Origin of the sequence: Vibrio rhizosphaerae, assembly GCF_024347095.1 — a bacterium.
Taxonomy (GTDB): domain Bacteria; phylum Pseudomonadota; class Gammaproteobacteria; order Enterobacterales; family Vibrionaceae; genus Vibrio; species Vibrio rhizosphaerae.
On sequence record NZ_AP024904.1, the window covers coordinates 378903 to 392381 of the forward strand.

Consider the following 13479-nt stretch of genomic DNA (forward strand, 5'->3'; position numbering starts at 1 on the left):
TTTAAAGGATTCGAATGATGGCTGATAAAAAATTAAAAACTCCCTCCGTACTGGCATTTGAAGCGAAATTAATTCCGTCTGATGCCTTAATGTTTGCCGGCAACTGGGATCAAAACGACTGGTCCCCGATTCTGGTGGGCGAAAAGTCAGTGCGTGGCACGATTTCCAACCGTTTAAAGAATGCGCTTGCGAATGACCCGGCAAAATTGGATGCCGAAGTGTCAAAAGCGAACTTACAAACCGTCGATACCGCAGCATTGCCTCATCATACCGATACACTCAAACTGGTGTTTTCACTGCGTGTCTTGGGCGGGTTAGATGTGCCTTCAACCTGTAACGACCCAGCCTACCAACAAGCACTGGCAGCAAAAGTGCATGCTTATCAGGTGGAAACCGGGTTTAAAGAGCTGGCACAACGGTATGCTTTGAATATTGCCAACGGGCGCTTTCTCTGGCGCAACCGGGTCGGGGCTGAAAATATCCGCGTCGAGGTGAATGCTGCCGGAAAAACCTTCTCCTTTAACAGTTATGAATACGATTTGCGCACTTTTGCCAGCAACGATCAAGTGGATCAACTGGCGGCTCTGATTCAGCAGGGTTTACAGGGGGAAGCGGTCTTTTTGAAAGTCACTGCCTGTGCCAAGTTAGGCGAAGGTCAGGCGGTGTTCCCGTCTCAGGAGCTGGTGATGGGCGGTGGCAAAGGCGATAAAAGTAAATTCCTTTATCAGCTTGATGGTCAGGCGGCAATGCACTCACAAAAAATCGGTAATGCCTTACGTACGATTGACACATGGCATTCTGCGGTAGAAGAAGTCGGCCCGATTGCTGTGGAACCTTACGGTTCGGTGACTAATCGCGGAGCGGCTTACCGGCAACCGAAAGAAAAAATGGATTTCTACAAACTGCTGGACAGTTGGATGTTAAAAGAGCAAACCCCGGCCATCGAACAACAACATTACATCATGGCAATGCTGATTCGTGGCGGTGTCTTTGGCGAATAAGGGCAGAGTATGAAATATTATCAAGACATAACATTACTGCCGGATGCTGATATTTCGTTAGGGTTTATCTGGGAGAAGGTGTACCAACAAATACACCTAATGTTGGTAGAACATAAAAATGAGGCGTATGTCTCTGACATCGGGCTGAGTTTTCCGGCCTACGGTGATGCTGCATTTCCGCTTGGTCATCAGCTGCGACTATTTGCGGACAACGAATCACAGCTTGCTGATGCCAGTGTGGCGCAGTGGTTACAGCGTTTGCGTGATTATGTCCATATTAAATCAATCAAGCCGGTGCCTAATGGGATCACGGAATACGCCTGTTTTTCTCGCTGCAATCCTAAGTCACAACAGCAGCGTTTAAAACAGCTTGACCGTCGGGTCGCTCATTTGTCGCACAAGCATGGAGTGGATGAACATGAGATGCGGAGTGTATTGCTCACTTCAGTGAAGAAGCACTCTGGTCGTAGTCAGTTGCCCTATATTCGTGTGCAGAGTTTATCTACACCGGCTGAGGGGCAGCACCGCCATCAATTTATGCTGTTTATTCAATGTGATAAATCGAACTCAGCGCCCGATGGTGGCAATGGGTTTACGTGCTATGGTTTGAGTGCGAAAGCCAAGGGGAAAGAAACATTCGTGCCGTGGTTTTAACCTTATTTTTCAGAAGGTGAGACCCTTTATTTTTCGCTCTTTAAAAACATCAATAAAAACAATAAGCTACAGAGAGGCGGTTTAAACAAGGTCAAATAGGGTCTTTCCTGTTAACTCCTTGCTGTGGCTTATTTTTCTGGGATAAGTTTATTGTTCACTGCCGCATAGGCAGCTTAGAAACACCAGCCGCAATGATCAGTTTAATTCCATATAGTTCACTGCCGCATAGGCAGCTTAGAAAGGACAGAAAACGGATATGGTAGCGTTTAACGAGTTCACTGCCGCATAGGCAGCTTAGAAAAACACCAATCCCACTAAATAACGCACTCACCGGTTCACTGCCGCATAGGCAGCTTAGAAAGAACTCCGGCGAATGAGGATGACCGGTTGGTGATTCACTGCCGCATAGGCAGCTTAGAAATACGACTCTCGCAACTGCGGATATGTCTACGGGTTCACTGCCGCATAGGCAGCTTAGAAATCGCTCATAGCAAGGTGCTGGATGTCCCAAATGTTCACTGCCGCATAGGCAGCTTAGAAATGCTCTGGAATTTGATTTGATGGATACTCAAAGTTCACTGCCGCGTAGGCAGCTTAGAAAGGGCAGTCATATTCAGCTGGCGGGGTTCCGGTGTTCACTGCCGCGTAGGCAGCTTAGAAAAGGTTGCGCAGGACGTCCCGCCGGTATTTGGCGTTCACTGCCGCGTAGGCAGCTTAGAAAGAATTGGAACTTCGATCCGTCTACACCCGACGGTTCACTGCCGCATAGGCAGCTTAGAAATTGTGATAAATGCATGATTGGAGTAGAACCCCGTTCACTGCCGCATAGGCAGCTTAGAAACTGCTGTGAACTGAATCGAGGGCTGTTTTAGAGTTCACTGCCGCATAGGCAGCTTAGAAATTGTTCCAGATGAGTCACCCGTTGATCTATTTGTTCACTGCCGCACAGGCAGCTTTTGACTTGGAGTGGCACGCAGTGCATACCGGTGCCACTCCGCTTGTTTTCAGCCTATCGCTGGTTTACTCATCAAGCATCATTTCTTCTTTCCTCAGATTGATCTCATCAAAGGTAATCAGATTATTGAGAAACAGGAGGATTTCTCGCAGTTCAACTTGGTTGACGCTGGGATCAGTATTGGTGACAAGAAAATCAATCAGATAGCCGCGGGCGGTCAGGTGGAGGTCAGGATTCGGTTGTTGGTTTTGTATCATAAGTATTCCCTCTGAGGATTCATGTTTCCACCACTCAAAGGTTCCTAATCTTCGGGTGGTGAGTTGGAACAGGGTTAGGAACTACCGCCTCAAAGGGTAACGGCCAGCTAACGCTGCCCTGCCCAACACACCATAATTAAGACGTGCAAGGCTACACATAAAGCCTATCTGATACAAGATGGCATTGATGTCCCTTTGAGAGTCATACAGGTTCCTAATCCCGACACCGTTTTTTTCGGTGCCTGTGCAGCGTATGTTGCATCAGGGATGCTGGCGAGTGGTCGCGGTGCGAAACGCGTGCGGTGTAGTGAAATCTCATACTTTTCTAATACTTGGTTTGTCATTTTTTTGCGAGTGATTTCAAAGTATTGGGAGTATTGACCTACGGTCTTACGATTTGTTTTTCCTAGCCTCTGGCACTGAGTTGTGACGCACAATCGGTTCTCCGATTTCAGAAACATCGGTGCTCTGTGCGCCAGTTCATCTTTCAGAGATGAAAGACGAACCAGAAAATCTTTTTTGTTTGACGGAGTCACACGCGTTCCAGAACCAGCTTTTACGGGCGTCCTGCCCGGAAAAGCCTAACCATTCTTCCTTGAATGGTTTTCTTGGTTGAGTGGTTGATTTGAATAGCGTGAAACATTGAATCAACAAAGCTCAATTGATCGATGCTCTCAGGGTGAAAAATCACGGATGATTTTTCAGGATTGCCTGAGCAGGATGCGAATCAATCCGACCCTGATTCGATGCGCTGAACTCAACCCCGAGGCCTTTTGGGGTACTTTTTCGGCCATGAAAAAGTACCTGGGGCGCAGTCGGAGATGTGATTGAAATCGAGGGACTTGATTGCGTCCCAAACCAGCAGCCTATCATTTTTACCTTCCCAGCCTCCGGCACCGAAATTTGACGCACAATCCGCTTTTCCGATTTCAGAAACATCGGTGCTCTGTGCGCCAGTTCATCTTTCAGAGATGAAAGACGAACCAGAAAATCTTTTTTGTTTGACGGAGTCACACGCGTTCCAGAACCAGCTTTTACGGGCGTCCTGCCCGGAAAAGCCTAACCATTCTTCCTTGAATGGTTTTCTTTGTTTGGTGGTTGATTTGAGTGGGGTGAAATCTTTTTAAAAAGCCAACTTGATCGATGCTCTCAGGGTAAAATTCAGGGATGAATTTTAAGCTTTTCGTGAGCAGGAGCGAATAAAAGCGTCCCTGATTCAGTGCGCTGAACTTAACTAGGCCTTTTGGGGTACTTTTTCGGCCATGAAAAAGTACCTGGGGCGCAGTCGGAGATGTGATTGAAATCGAGGGACTTGATTGCGTCCCAAACCAGCAGCCTATCATTTTTACCTTCCCAGCCTCCGACACCGAAATTTGACGCACAATCCGCTTTTCCGATTTCAGAAACATCGGTGCTCTGTGCGCCAGTTCATCTTTCAGAGATGAAAGACGAACCAGAAAATCTTTTTTGTTTGGCTTGGTCACACGCGTTCCAGAACCAGCTTTTACGGGCGTCCTGCCCGGAAAAGCCTAACCATTCTTCCTTGAATGGTTTTCTTTGTTGAGTGGTTGATTTGAATAGCGTGAAACATTGAATCAACAAAGCTCAATTGATCGATGCTCTCAGGGTGAAAAATCACGGACGATTTTTCAGGATTGCTTGAGCAGGATGCGAATCAATCCGACCCTGATTTGGTGCGCTGAACTCAAAACCTAGGCCTTTTGGGGTACTTTTTCGGCCATGAAAAAGTACCTGGGGCGCAGTCGAAAATGCTAATGAAACAGAGGAACGGGATTGCGTCCCAAACTGCTACATTACAAGTTTTATATTCCCAGCTTCCGGCACCCAAAGAAACTCAATTGATCGATGCTCTCAGGGGTAAAAACCAGACAATCGTCTTCAGCATATTTGTCACTCACCAATGCTCCACCACACATACAGAGCGATTAGTCACCGCACCGTGATCAACATTAATCCAGTCCGGGGCGGTGATGGCGTAGCTGTTTTGTGGCCGGGTATAGGCGGTGATTTCTTCTGCGCTGATTTGGTCGTTTTCATAGATGAGTAAACGGCGCTTTTGCAGGTGCAGTGTCCGGGCATCGAGCCATAATTGCAGGCTGACGGAGGTATTGTGCTGATCGCGAGTATTGCTTTGATTCGAAAGATTATTTTGAGTGGGTGTCTGGGTCATGCGCAGAAACAGATAAGGCGTTTGGTGAAGGGTGGCCCGGCCCACGTATTCGAGTTGCAGATCCGAGAGTTCAGTCGCGATGTGTTCCGGCATAAAGTGTTGATTAAACGTGACCCGTTCTTCGATTTGTGCCTGATCGGCAATATCAAACCATAGTCCGGTGTTGACGAATAAGTGCTGATCCAGATTGATCCATTCATCTAAAGCATATTGATCCCCATCCCGGATTGCCTGACTGACGTGCGCCTGATCCGGCTTGATACAGTCAATACGCCAGCTCTGAAGGATTTCTTGACTGGGTGCTCTTTGGTATGACAGCGCTGAAAAGCATCGCTCATGGTTTGCCGCCTGAATGATCTGCTCAATCAACCCTTGCGGGGGTTCGATTGCTGTCCACCCTGAATCCGGCAACTGGAGATTATGTTGCAGAATCAGCGCGATTTCTCCGGTCATTTCATGGGGTGTTGTCCCGGAAAAAATGCTTTTGGCCGTCGGTGACGTCGCAAGCTGAACACTGGCTACATCTTGTTTGATATTCTTTTGCTTGATGTATGCCAGTCGAATTGCCCTAACCATAATGACGCCAAAGAACACAGCTATCATAGCAATGATCATAATTGCTGACTGGCTCATCTGAATCACCTACCCAAACTGTGCAACTGATAGAGCAATTATATACCTGAATGATTGTATATGCGTATGGTTGATAGTTTCAGTGTGATGTCGGCAAGCATAAAATCCCGGCTTCAATGGTGCGCGATTGTGAGCATAAATTCGTCGAAAGTACCGATTCTGAACGCAAGATTGTCGCTAATATGACGGAATTGAGTGCCTGATTTATCGTAAACGGCATTCAAAAGCCGCATCTGTTTGTGGCGGGAGATAGCAGAAAAAGCAGTGGCAGGGTAGTGCAATCAGGAAGCGAATGGCAGGGAAGGCAATGACGGAAAGCGCGAGAACAGAAGGCCCGATGACAACCAGCGTCATGACCGAGAAAGACGTGGTGGCGAAAGCGGTATTATTTGCTGTTGTGGTCGGTTTATTTGTCGGCAGCTACCTGTTTCTCTCCCGGCCGTTGCTTCATTCTTTATCAAGTACGCTGCCACCAGCGGCCAGCTCGTCTGTGCCACTACCGGCATCAGCGATTCCGGCGGTATCTCATTCGCCTCAGGCTGATGAACCATCTATGTCGTCAGATCCGAAAGAGCACGATGTAGCAGTGTCGCGTGTTACCGCTTCACAGGAGCAAACCGAGGGAAAGCGTCCACGGTCGCATGGGATTGATGTGTCTCACGATCAGGGCCGGGTGGCGTGGCGTGAGGTGATTGCGTCTGGCATTGACTTTGTGTATCTGAAAGCGTCGGACGGGATGACATTTCTCGATCCGATGTTTGCCGCCAATATGCAGGCGCTTGTGTCACATCCGGTTCTTGTCGGGGCTTACCACTTTTTTGAAGCTGAAGATGACCCTCGCCGACAACTGCACAATTTTTTACAGGCGACCCAAGGACATACACTGACATTAGCACCGATGGTAGATGTTGAAGTGGCGCGGGGTGTCAAACCGAAGGTCTTACAGGCTCGTTTGCGGCAGTTTTTAAAAGGGGTTGAACAAGCAACCGGCTGTACGCCGGTGATCTATTCCTATGGGGATTTCTGGCAGACTTATATCGGGCGTTCATTCAATCATTATCCGTTCTGGCTGGCTGATTATTCAGCGGAAATATCGCGACCGGCAGGATTGCAGCATATTCAGCTCTGGCAGCACTCTGAACAAGGGCGGCTGCCGGGAATTCGTGGTGCGGTGGATCTGGATAAAGCCCTTGATCATACGGCTCTGGAAACCATTCGTTGTCAGACCCGCCGGGAGGCAATATGAATACAATCACAACAGCAAAACAGCCCACCCGGCAAAGTGCGGTGGCTGAGATATCTGCAACCTCTCAGCCGGAACAACCGTCTTCGCCCGCTCCCAAGACGGCCGGTTCTAAGCCATCATCTACCCCACAAATCAGTCGTTGGTGGCTGTTGTGTGCCATTGTGTTGATCGGGGGCGCTGCTTTTTTCTGGTGGTCTGCGCCCTCTGCGCCGGCTGGCGGTGAGCAGGCGACAGATCCATTATATCGCGCAAACTTGTTGTATCTGGCCCACAGTGAGCAGGAAGCCGGTGCAGAACTATTGCACTTGCTGGAACTGGATGCCTTGATCAATGTGGCCGGTAGCAGCCAGTTCGGGGTGTCGTTTATTGTCGATATGAATGTTGAAGTGGGTCGCATTCTGAAGCGACTGAATCAGGTGCTTGAGCGCGGCTCGGAAGCGGTTGCCGTTGCGCTGGCGGCCATTGCGTTACTGCGGGTGGTGGTGATGGTTGCTGAACTGGCAACCCCCTGGCTGTTCCTGATCTTTGTCGGTCTTTGTCTGAGCTGGCTGATACTGGCTCTGGTTCACCGCGCGATTTTACACTGGTCGGTTGCCAGAAAGTTGTTACGCCTGACTGCGACATTGTTCTTACTCTGCTGGTTGATCATTCCCTACGCGCTGCATTTGAGTGTTGTGGTCACGACGGTGATTGAGAAAAGTTTTACCGAGCCGACGGGTTTCGGCTATTTCTCCGCGGTTGCCGGTGAGCTCAAAGGCCATGAACGTCATCATGGCGATCTGAAAGCACATGCCAAAAGCAGTGTGACGTTGCTGCATAAGGCAACATCCGCAAAGCTTCATCACAAAGTCGAACGCGGTCTGTTGGTGGTGATTCAGTTTGCCATCAAAATGTTGTTGGGACTGGTCGTGGTGCCGCTGGGGCTTACGGTGCTATTACATCACCTGTTATGCCGGGTTTTACTGCATCATCTGATGGTTGAAAAGCCGCTTGCACGGATGTCGTCGTGACTTGGGTTTGGTGGTCATCAACGGCTCGCTGGTAGCACAGAGGTTTGTCGGTCATTAAAGGTTCATCGGTAAACACAACGGTGAACGGGCAATCACAGCGGTTCAGGGCTGAAAATTAGCAACAGATTTTATACATCGACATTCATAATCATCATTCACTCATCAAATCACATATATTCAGTGATCTCCTTCAATATTTTTAGCGAGTTTAACTCTCTTTCATCGATCAGCTTCACAGTCTGAATTTTACTGGGATTCAAACTTTTCAGATTCATATATGATTTTATCGAAACGTTTCGATGAGTGTTTTTTATACATTTGATTCGGAACGCAACGGCAAAAATTGATCACCGTGCTGATCAGTGTTTTGCACGACTGTTGAGGCATTGTGATGAAAAAAAATCAGTTATTGAATTCAGAGCTTTCTTATTTGGTCGCGACATTAGGACATACGGATGAAGTGACCGTCTGTGATGCGGGACTACCGATTCCGGAAACCACATCCCGGATTGATCTGGCCTTAACCTACGGTGTACCGGGATTCATTGAAACGGTGCGCACGATACTGGCCGAAATGCAGATCGAAGGGGTGGTGCTTGCCACTGAATTTCGTGAAGTAAGCCCGCATTTACATGCAGAATTGCAACACTTGCTGGAAATTGAAGAACAAAAGACCGGTAAAACGATTCGTCAGACCTATATTAGTCATGAAGCGTTTAAGAGCCGTTCGGGTGAGAGCCGGGCGATCGTACGGACCGGTGAATGTACACCGTATGCCAATGTTATTTTTCAGGCCGGGGTCGTTTTTTAGTCCGGGAGCAAGAATCCGGGAATGAGTATTCAGGAACCGATGGTTGTTCCGGCAGTATTCCAGAGTGAATTGAGGTGAAATCATGGTAGAACCCATTTTAGCGCTCAGCGAGATAGACAAAGCCTTCCCCGGCGTGAAAGCGCTCGATGGTGCCAGCTTAAATGTTTATCCGGGCCGAGTGATGGCGTTGATGGGAGAAAACGGCGCAGGCAAATCTACACTGATGAAGGTGTTGACGGGCATTTATACCAAAGATGCCGGGGATATTCTTTATCAACAAAAGCATGCCGCTTTTGCCGGGCCGAGAGATTCTCAGGAAGCCGGTATTTCTATTATTCATCAGGAGTTAAATCTGATTCCTGAGTTAACGATTGCAGAGAATATCTTTTTGGGACGGGAAAAGACCAATCGTTTCGGTCGGATCTTATGGCAAGAGATGTATCAGGACGCCGACCGCTTGTTGGCTCGTCTGAATGTGCGTCGTAGCTCGAAAACACCGCTGGGACAGTTGAGCCTCGGTGAGCAACAGATGGTCGAAATTGCCAAAGCGCTGTCGTTTCAGTCGAAAGTGATCATTATGGATGAGCCGACCGATGCTCTGACCGATACGGAAACTGAGTCGCTGTTTAGTGTGATTCGGGAGCTGCGTGCTCAGGGGTGTGGCATTGTTTATATTTCACACCGGCTGAAAGAAATCTTTGAAATTTGTGATGACGTCACGGTGTTGCGTGATGGTAAGTTTATCGGTCAGCGTCCGGTCGAAGAGATTGATGAAGACACGCTGATTGAGATGATGGTTGGCCGTAAGCTCGATGAGCAGTATCCGCGAATGAATTCGATGACGGGTGAGATCTCGATGGAAGTGAGCGGTTTGACCGGATCGGGGGTTCACGATGTGAGTTTTGTGCTCAAACGCGGCGAGATTCTCGGGATCTCCGGGTTGATGGGCGCGGGGCGAACTGAGCTGATGAAAGTGATTTATGGCGCATTCCCCCGTGAAAAAGGGGAAGTGAGACTCGGTGGCAAGGTTGTCTCACCCAACACGCCTCAAGAAGGGTTGGCCAGCGGTATTGCTTATATTTCGGAAGACCGGAAAGGCGACGGGCTTGTGCTGGGCTTATCGGTCAAAGAAAACATGTCGCTGTGTGCGCTGAATTATCTATCGGAAGGGATGCAGATTAACCATCAGAATGAACGAGATGCGGTTTCAGATTTCATCCGTCTGTTTAATATCAAGACCCCGTCTCAGGATCAGATTATCGGTAATTTATCGGGCGGAAATCAGCAAAAAGTCGCGATTGCCAAAGGGTTGATGACACGACCTAAAGTGCTGATTCTCGATGAACCGACCCGCGGCGTGGATGTCGGGGCGAAGAAAGAGATCTATCAACTGATTAACCAATTTAAAGCGGAAGGGATGAGTATCATTCTTGTCTCTTCGGAAATGCCGGAAGTCCTCGGAATGAGCGACAGAATTCTTGTCATGCATGAAGGACGCATCAGTGGCGAGTTTGCGGCGCAAGATGCCAATCAAGAAAACCTGCTGGCGTGTGCCGTGGGTAAGCATATTCACGAGGTAGCAGCATGAGTACCAGTTCCATGAATCAACCGACACCCAAGCAACAACGAAAGTGGTTCAGCAAAGAGTGGCTGATTGAACAAAAGTCATTGATAGCACTGCTGTTTTTGATTCTTGTCGTGTCATTTCTGAATCCTAACTTTTTTACTGTGGATAATATCCTCAACATTCTGCGTCAGACTTCGGTCAATGCCATTATGGCGGTCGGGATGACGCTGGTCATTTTAACCGCAGGGATTGATTTGAGTGTCGGGTCTGTTTTAGCACTATGTGGTGCCTTTGCTGCCAGTATGATCGCGCTGGAATTACCGGTCTTTGTGGCCGTGCCGGTATCGCTGCTGGCGGGAGCCTGTTTAGGCGGACTGAGCGGGATGATTATTGCCAAAGGTAAAGTGCAGGCGTTTATTGCGACCTTGGTGACGATGACATTATTGCGCGGTGTGACCATGGTTTATACCGACGGGCGGCCGATTTCAACCGGATTTACCGATGTTGCAGATAGCTTTGCCTGGTTCGGGACGGGGTATATGCTGGGGATTCCGGTACCGGTCTGGCTGATGGTGATTGTTTTCGGGCTGGCGTGGTATTTGTTGAACCATACTCGATTCGGGCGTTATGTTTATGCTTTGGGTGGCAATGAGTCCGCAACGCGCTTATCCGGTATTAATGTGGATCGCGTGAAAATCGGTGTCTATGCTATCTGTGGGTTGATGGCGGCTTTGGCGGGTGTCATTGTGACTTCACGCCTGTCGTCTGCACAACCGACTGCCGGTATGGGCTATGAGTTAGATGCGATTGCAGCTGTTGTTTTGGGCGGTACCAGCCTGATGGGTGGTAAAGGCCGAATCATGGGGACATTGGTCGGGGCGTTGATTATCGGATTTTTGAATAATGCGCTCAACCTGTTAGATGTCTCTTCCTATTATCAAATGATTGCCAAAGCGATTGTGATTTTGCTGGCAGTTCTGGTCGATAATAAAAATAAGTAGTCCGTGTTTCACAAAAAGTGTCTATAGATAGAAATATCTACAAACAGAAGTTATTAGCAACACCCGTATGTCGTCATACAATCATGGAATCTTGAATCGGGCTCACTATCGATTCAGAACCTGAAAATAAGGAAAAACAAGATGAAAAAACTAGTTACGCTAATCTCTACAGCTTTACTTTCGTCTACGATGTCTATTGCAGCGCAGGCGCAGGACACCATCGCGATTGTACTATCCACGTTGAACAACCCATTTTTTGTCAGTATGAAAGATGGTGCGGAAGCGAAAGCCAAAGATTTAGGCTACAACCTTATCGTCTTAGATTCACAAAACGACCCAAGTAAAGAGCTTTCCAATGTGGAAGACTTAACGGTTCGTGGTGTGAAAGCCATTCTGATCAACCCGACTGATTCTGACGCTGTTTCGAATGCGATTCGTATGGCTAACCGTGCCAAAGTGCCGGTCATCACACTTGACCGTGGTGCCAATCATGGTGATGTGGTCAGCCATATTGCATCAGATAACGTTGCCGGTGGCGAAATGGCGGGCGACTTTATTGCCAATAAACTGGGTGACAATGCCAAAGTGATTCAGTTAGAAGGGATTGCCGGAACGTCTGCCGCTCGTGAGCGTGGTAAAGGTTTCATGCAGGCGGTCGAGAAACGTCACCTGAATCTGTTAGCCAGCCAACCGGCTGATTTTGACCGGACGAAAGGTCTGAACGTCATGGAAAACCTGCTGGCAGCCAACCCGGATGTTCAGGCGGTCTTTGCACAGAACGATGAAATGGCACTGGGCGCAATTCGTGCTGTTCAGGCCGCAGGCAAAAAAGTGATGATCGTTGGATTTGACGGTACAGATGACGGGATGAAAGCGGTTCTGCGTGGTCAGTTAGCTGCCACAATTGCACAACAGCCAGATGTCATCGGTGCGTTGGGTGTGGATATCGCAGATAAAATCCTCAAAGGCGGAACAGTAAACAAAAACATTCCTGTACCTTTGAAAGTGATTAGTAACTAAGCCAGATAGGTCAGCGGCTGGCTGTCGCTGACCTGCCTTTTTTCGCGGGTGTGTCAGTGAATATCTGCCGCACATCACGAGTTTCGATATAAAAAGAAATCTGATATCGGCAAGGTCTGCATTATCTAGCATTGTGCATAACGAGAGTTCAGACCTTGCATATATTAAGCTGATTTTCGAGGAAAGCCTTATGAGTAAATTAGTTGTACTTGGCAGTGTGAACGCTGATCATGTGTTGCGGGTTCCGACTTTTCCCCGTCCGGGAGAAACACTTCACGGACATGATTATCAGGTGATTCCTGGTGGAAAGGGAGCCAATCAGGCGGTTGCTGCTGCTCGTTTGGGAGCCGATATCAGTTTTATAGCCAGTGTCGGTGATGATCCGTTCGGGGTGAATATCCGGGAAAGCTTTAAGCTGGACGGGATGGATATTTCCGGGGTTAAGATTCAGCCGGATTGTCCGACTGGGATTGCGATGATTCAGGTCACGGACAGCGGTGAAAATGCGATTTGTATCTCTTCTGAAGCCAATGCCCGCCTGACGGCTGACGCTCTGGAGAGCGATCTGGCGCGCATTGCGCAGGCAGAGTATTTTCTGACTCAGCTGGAAACACCGCTTGACGGGGTGATTCGTGGTGCTCAGGCTGCCAAAGCGGCGAGTACGCAAGTCATTCTTAATCCTGCACCGGCTCGTTCGTTGCCGGATGAGCTGCTGAGCTGTGTGGATATGATTACGCCGAATGAGACTGAAGCCGAAGTGCTGACAGGCATTGCGGTCACAGATGAGCAAAGTGCTGCGCGTGCCGCTGCGGTTTTGCATGAGAAAGGGATTACCACGGTACTGATTACCTTGGGTGCGAAAGGGGTCTGGCTCAGCGAGAACGGACAGGGAACCGTGATTGCCGGATTCCGGGTTGATGCGATTGATACCACCGCCGCCGGTGATACGTTTAATGGTGCTCTGGTGACCGGGTTATTAGAGGGGCTTTCAATGCAGCGTGCGATTCGTTTTGCCCATGCATCGGCTGCCATTTCGGTGACCCGTTTTGGCGCACAGACGTCGATCCCGGCGCGTCAGGAAGTGGATGCTTTTCTGGCAGAACGAGATGCTGACAACTAAGTCATGATGTAGA

The 13479-nt window shown here is 48.8% G+C and carries 13 protein-coding genes and 1 CRISPR repeat array; of the genes, 9 read left to right on the forward strand and 4 right to left on the reverse strand.

Features of this window, described 5'->3' with window-relative positions; translation table 11 throughout:
• Nucleotides 1-14: 14 nt before the first annotated feature.
• Both csy3 and cas6f read left to right on the forward strand, forming a co-directional pair.
• Nucleotides 15-1001, forward strand: coding sequence for a type I-F CRISPR-associated protein Csy3 (csy3, locus tag OCV37_RS16800; protein WP_261888167.1), 987 nt, complete (start codon nucleotides 15-17; stop codon nucleotides 999-1001).
• 9 nt (nucleotides 1002-1010) lie between these two features.
• Entirely contained in the window at nucleotides 1011-1655 is a 645-nt protein-coding gene (gene cas6f / locus OCV37_RS16805; RefSeq protein WP_038184005.1) for a type I-F CRISPR-associated endoribonuclease Cas6/Csy4, read from the forward strand.
• 152 nt (nucleotides 1656-1807) lie between these two features.
• A CRISPR array of direct repeats spans nucleotides 1808-2616; the repeat unit is 28 nt; unit sequence GTTCACTGCCGCATAGGCAGCTTAGAAA.
• Between the two features lie 59 nt (nucleotides 2617-2675).
• Here cas6f and OCV37_RS16810 read toward each other — a convergent pair.
• The 4 genes from OCV37_RS16810 to OCV37_RS16825 all read right to left on the reverse strand — a co-directional run bounded on the left by OCV37_RS16810 (nucleotide 2676) and on the right by OCV37_RS16825 (nucleotide 5691).
• Entirely contained in the window at nucleotides 2676-2867 is a 192-nt protein-coding gene (locus OCV37_RS16810) for a hypothetical protein (protein ID WP_038184003.1), read from the reverse strand.
• Nucleotides 2868-3554: 687 nt separating this feature from the next.
• The gene (locus OCV37_RS16815; protein WP_261888168.1) at nucleotides 3555-3881 is read right to left on the reverse strand and encodes a hypothetical protein; all 327 of its coding nucleotides are present in this window, start codon (nucleotides 3879-3881) and stop codon (nucleotides 3555-3557) included.
• Nucleotides 3882-3901: 20 nt separating this feature from the next.
• Complete coding sequence (locus OCV37_RS16820; RefSeq protein WP_261888169.1) at nucleotides 3902-4351, reverse strand: hypothetical protein; 450 nt, start codon at nucleotides 4349-4351, stop codon at nucleotides 3902-3904.
• 431 nt (nucleotides 4352-4782) lie between these two features.
• Nucleotides 4783-5691 carry a hypothetical protein gene (locus tag OCV37_RS16825; RefSeq protein WP_038180924.1) on the reverse strand — a complete coding sequence of 303 codons (909 nt, stop codon included), beginning with the start codon at nucleotides 5689-5691 and terminating at the stop codon, nucleotides 4783-4785.
• A 292-nt stretch (nucleotides 5692-5983) separates the two neighbouring features.
• Here OCV37_RS16825 and OCV37_RS16830 point away from each other — a divergent pair, with 292 nt between their 5' ends.
• From OCV37_RS16830 to rbsK, 7 genes are all read left to right on the forward strand, one after another.
• Entirely contained in the window at nucleotides 5984-6937 is a 954-nt protein-coding gene (locus OCV37_RS16830) for a glycoside hydrolase family 25 protein (protein ID WP_038180927.1), read from the forward strand.
• Complete coding sequence (locus OCV37_RS16835; protein WP_038180931.1) at nucleotides 6934-7947, forward strand: hypothetical protein; 1014 nt, start codon at nucleotides 6934-6936, stop codon at nucleotides 7945-7947. Before OCV37_RS16830 ends, OCV37_RS16835 begins: the two co-directional genes overlap by 4 nt.
• Nucleotides 7948-8338: 391 nt before the next feature.
• Nucleotides 8339-8758, forward strand: coding sequence for a D-ribose pyranase (gene rbsD, locus OCV37_RS16840; RefSeq protein WP_038180934.1), 420 nt, complete (start codon nucleotides 8339-8341; stop codon nucleotides 8756-8758).
• 82 nt (nucleotides 8759-8840) lie between these two features.
• Nucleotides 8841-10346, forward strand: coding sequence for a ribose ABC transporter ATP-binding protein RbsA (rbsA, locus tag OCV37_RS16845; protein ID WP_038180936.1), 1506 nt, complete (start codon nucleotides 8841-8843; stop codon nucleotides 10344-10346).
• On the forward strand, nucleotides 10343-11326 hold the full coding sequence (rbsC, locus tag OCV37_RS16850; protein ID WP_038180939.1) for a ribose ABC transporter permease: 984 nt from the start codon (nucleotides 10343-10345) through the stop codon (nucleotides 11324-11326). The genes rbsA and rbsC overlap by 4 nt, the downstream gene beginning before the upstream one ends.
• A 141-nt stretch (nucleotides 11327-11467) precedes the next feature.
• Nucleotides 11468-12346, forward strand: coding sequence for a ribose ABC transporter substrate-binding protein RbsB (rbsB, locus tag OCV37_RS16855; RefSeq protein ID WP_038180942.1), 879 nt, complete (start codon nucleotides 11468-11470; stop codon nucleotides 12344-12346).
• Between the two features lie 190 nt (nucleotides 12347-12536).
• Entirely contained in the window at nucleotides 12537-13466 is a 930-nt protein-coding gene (rbsK, locus tag OCV37_RS16860) for a ribokinase (RefSeq protein WP_038180944.1), read from the forward strand.
• Nucleotides 13467-13479: the final 13 nt, after the last annotated feature.

Coding starts and splice junctions, on each gene's coding strand:
- OCV37_RS16825 (WP_038180924.1), bottom strand. CDS start 5,691: ATGAGCCAGTCAGCAATTATGATCATTGCTATGATAGCTGTGTTCTTT.
- rbsC (WP_038180939.1), top strand. CDS start 10,343: ATGAGTACCAGTTCCATGAATCAACCGACACCCAAGCAACAACGAAAG.
- rbsA (WP_038180936.1), top strand. CDS start 8,841: ATGGTAGAACCCATTTTAGCGCTCAGCGAGATAGACAAAGCCTTCCCC.
- rbsB (WP_038180942.1), top strand. CDS start 11,468: ATGAAAAAACTAGTTACGCTAATCTCTACAGCTTTACTTTCGTCTACG.
- OCV37_RS16810 (WP_038184003.1), bottom strand. CDS start 2,867: ATGATACAAAACCAACAACCGAATCCTGACCTCCACCTGACCGCCCGC.
- cas6f (WP_038184005.1), top strand. CDS start 1,011: ATGAAATATTATCAAGACATAACATTACTGCCGGATGCTGATATTTCG.
- csy3 (WP_261888167.1), top strand. CDS start 15: ATGATGGCTGATAAAAAATTAAAAACTCCCTCCGTACTGGCATTTGAA.
- rbsD (WP_038180934.1), top strand. CDS start 8,339: ATGAAAAAAAATCAGTTATTGAATTCAGAGCTTTCTTATTTGGTCGCG.
- OCV37_RS16835 (WP_038180931.1), top strand. CDS start 6,934: ATGAATACAATCACAACAGCAAAACAGCCCACCCGGCAAAGTGCGGTG.
- rbsK (WP_038180944.1), top strand. CDS start 12,537: ATGAGTAAATTAGTTGTACTTGGCAGTGTGAACGCTGATCATGTGTTG.
- OCV37_RS16830 (WP_038180927.1), top strand. CDS start 5,984: ATGGCAGGGAAGGCAATGACGGAAAGCGCGAGAACAGAAGGCCCGATG.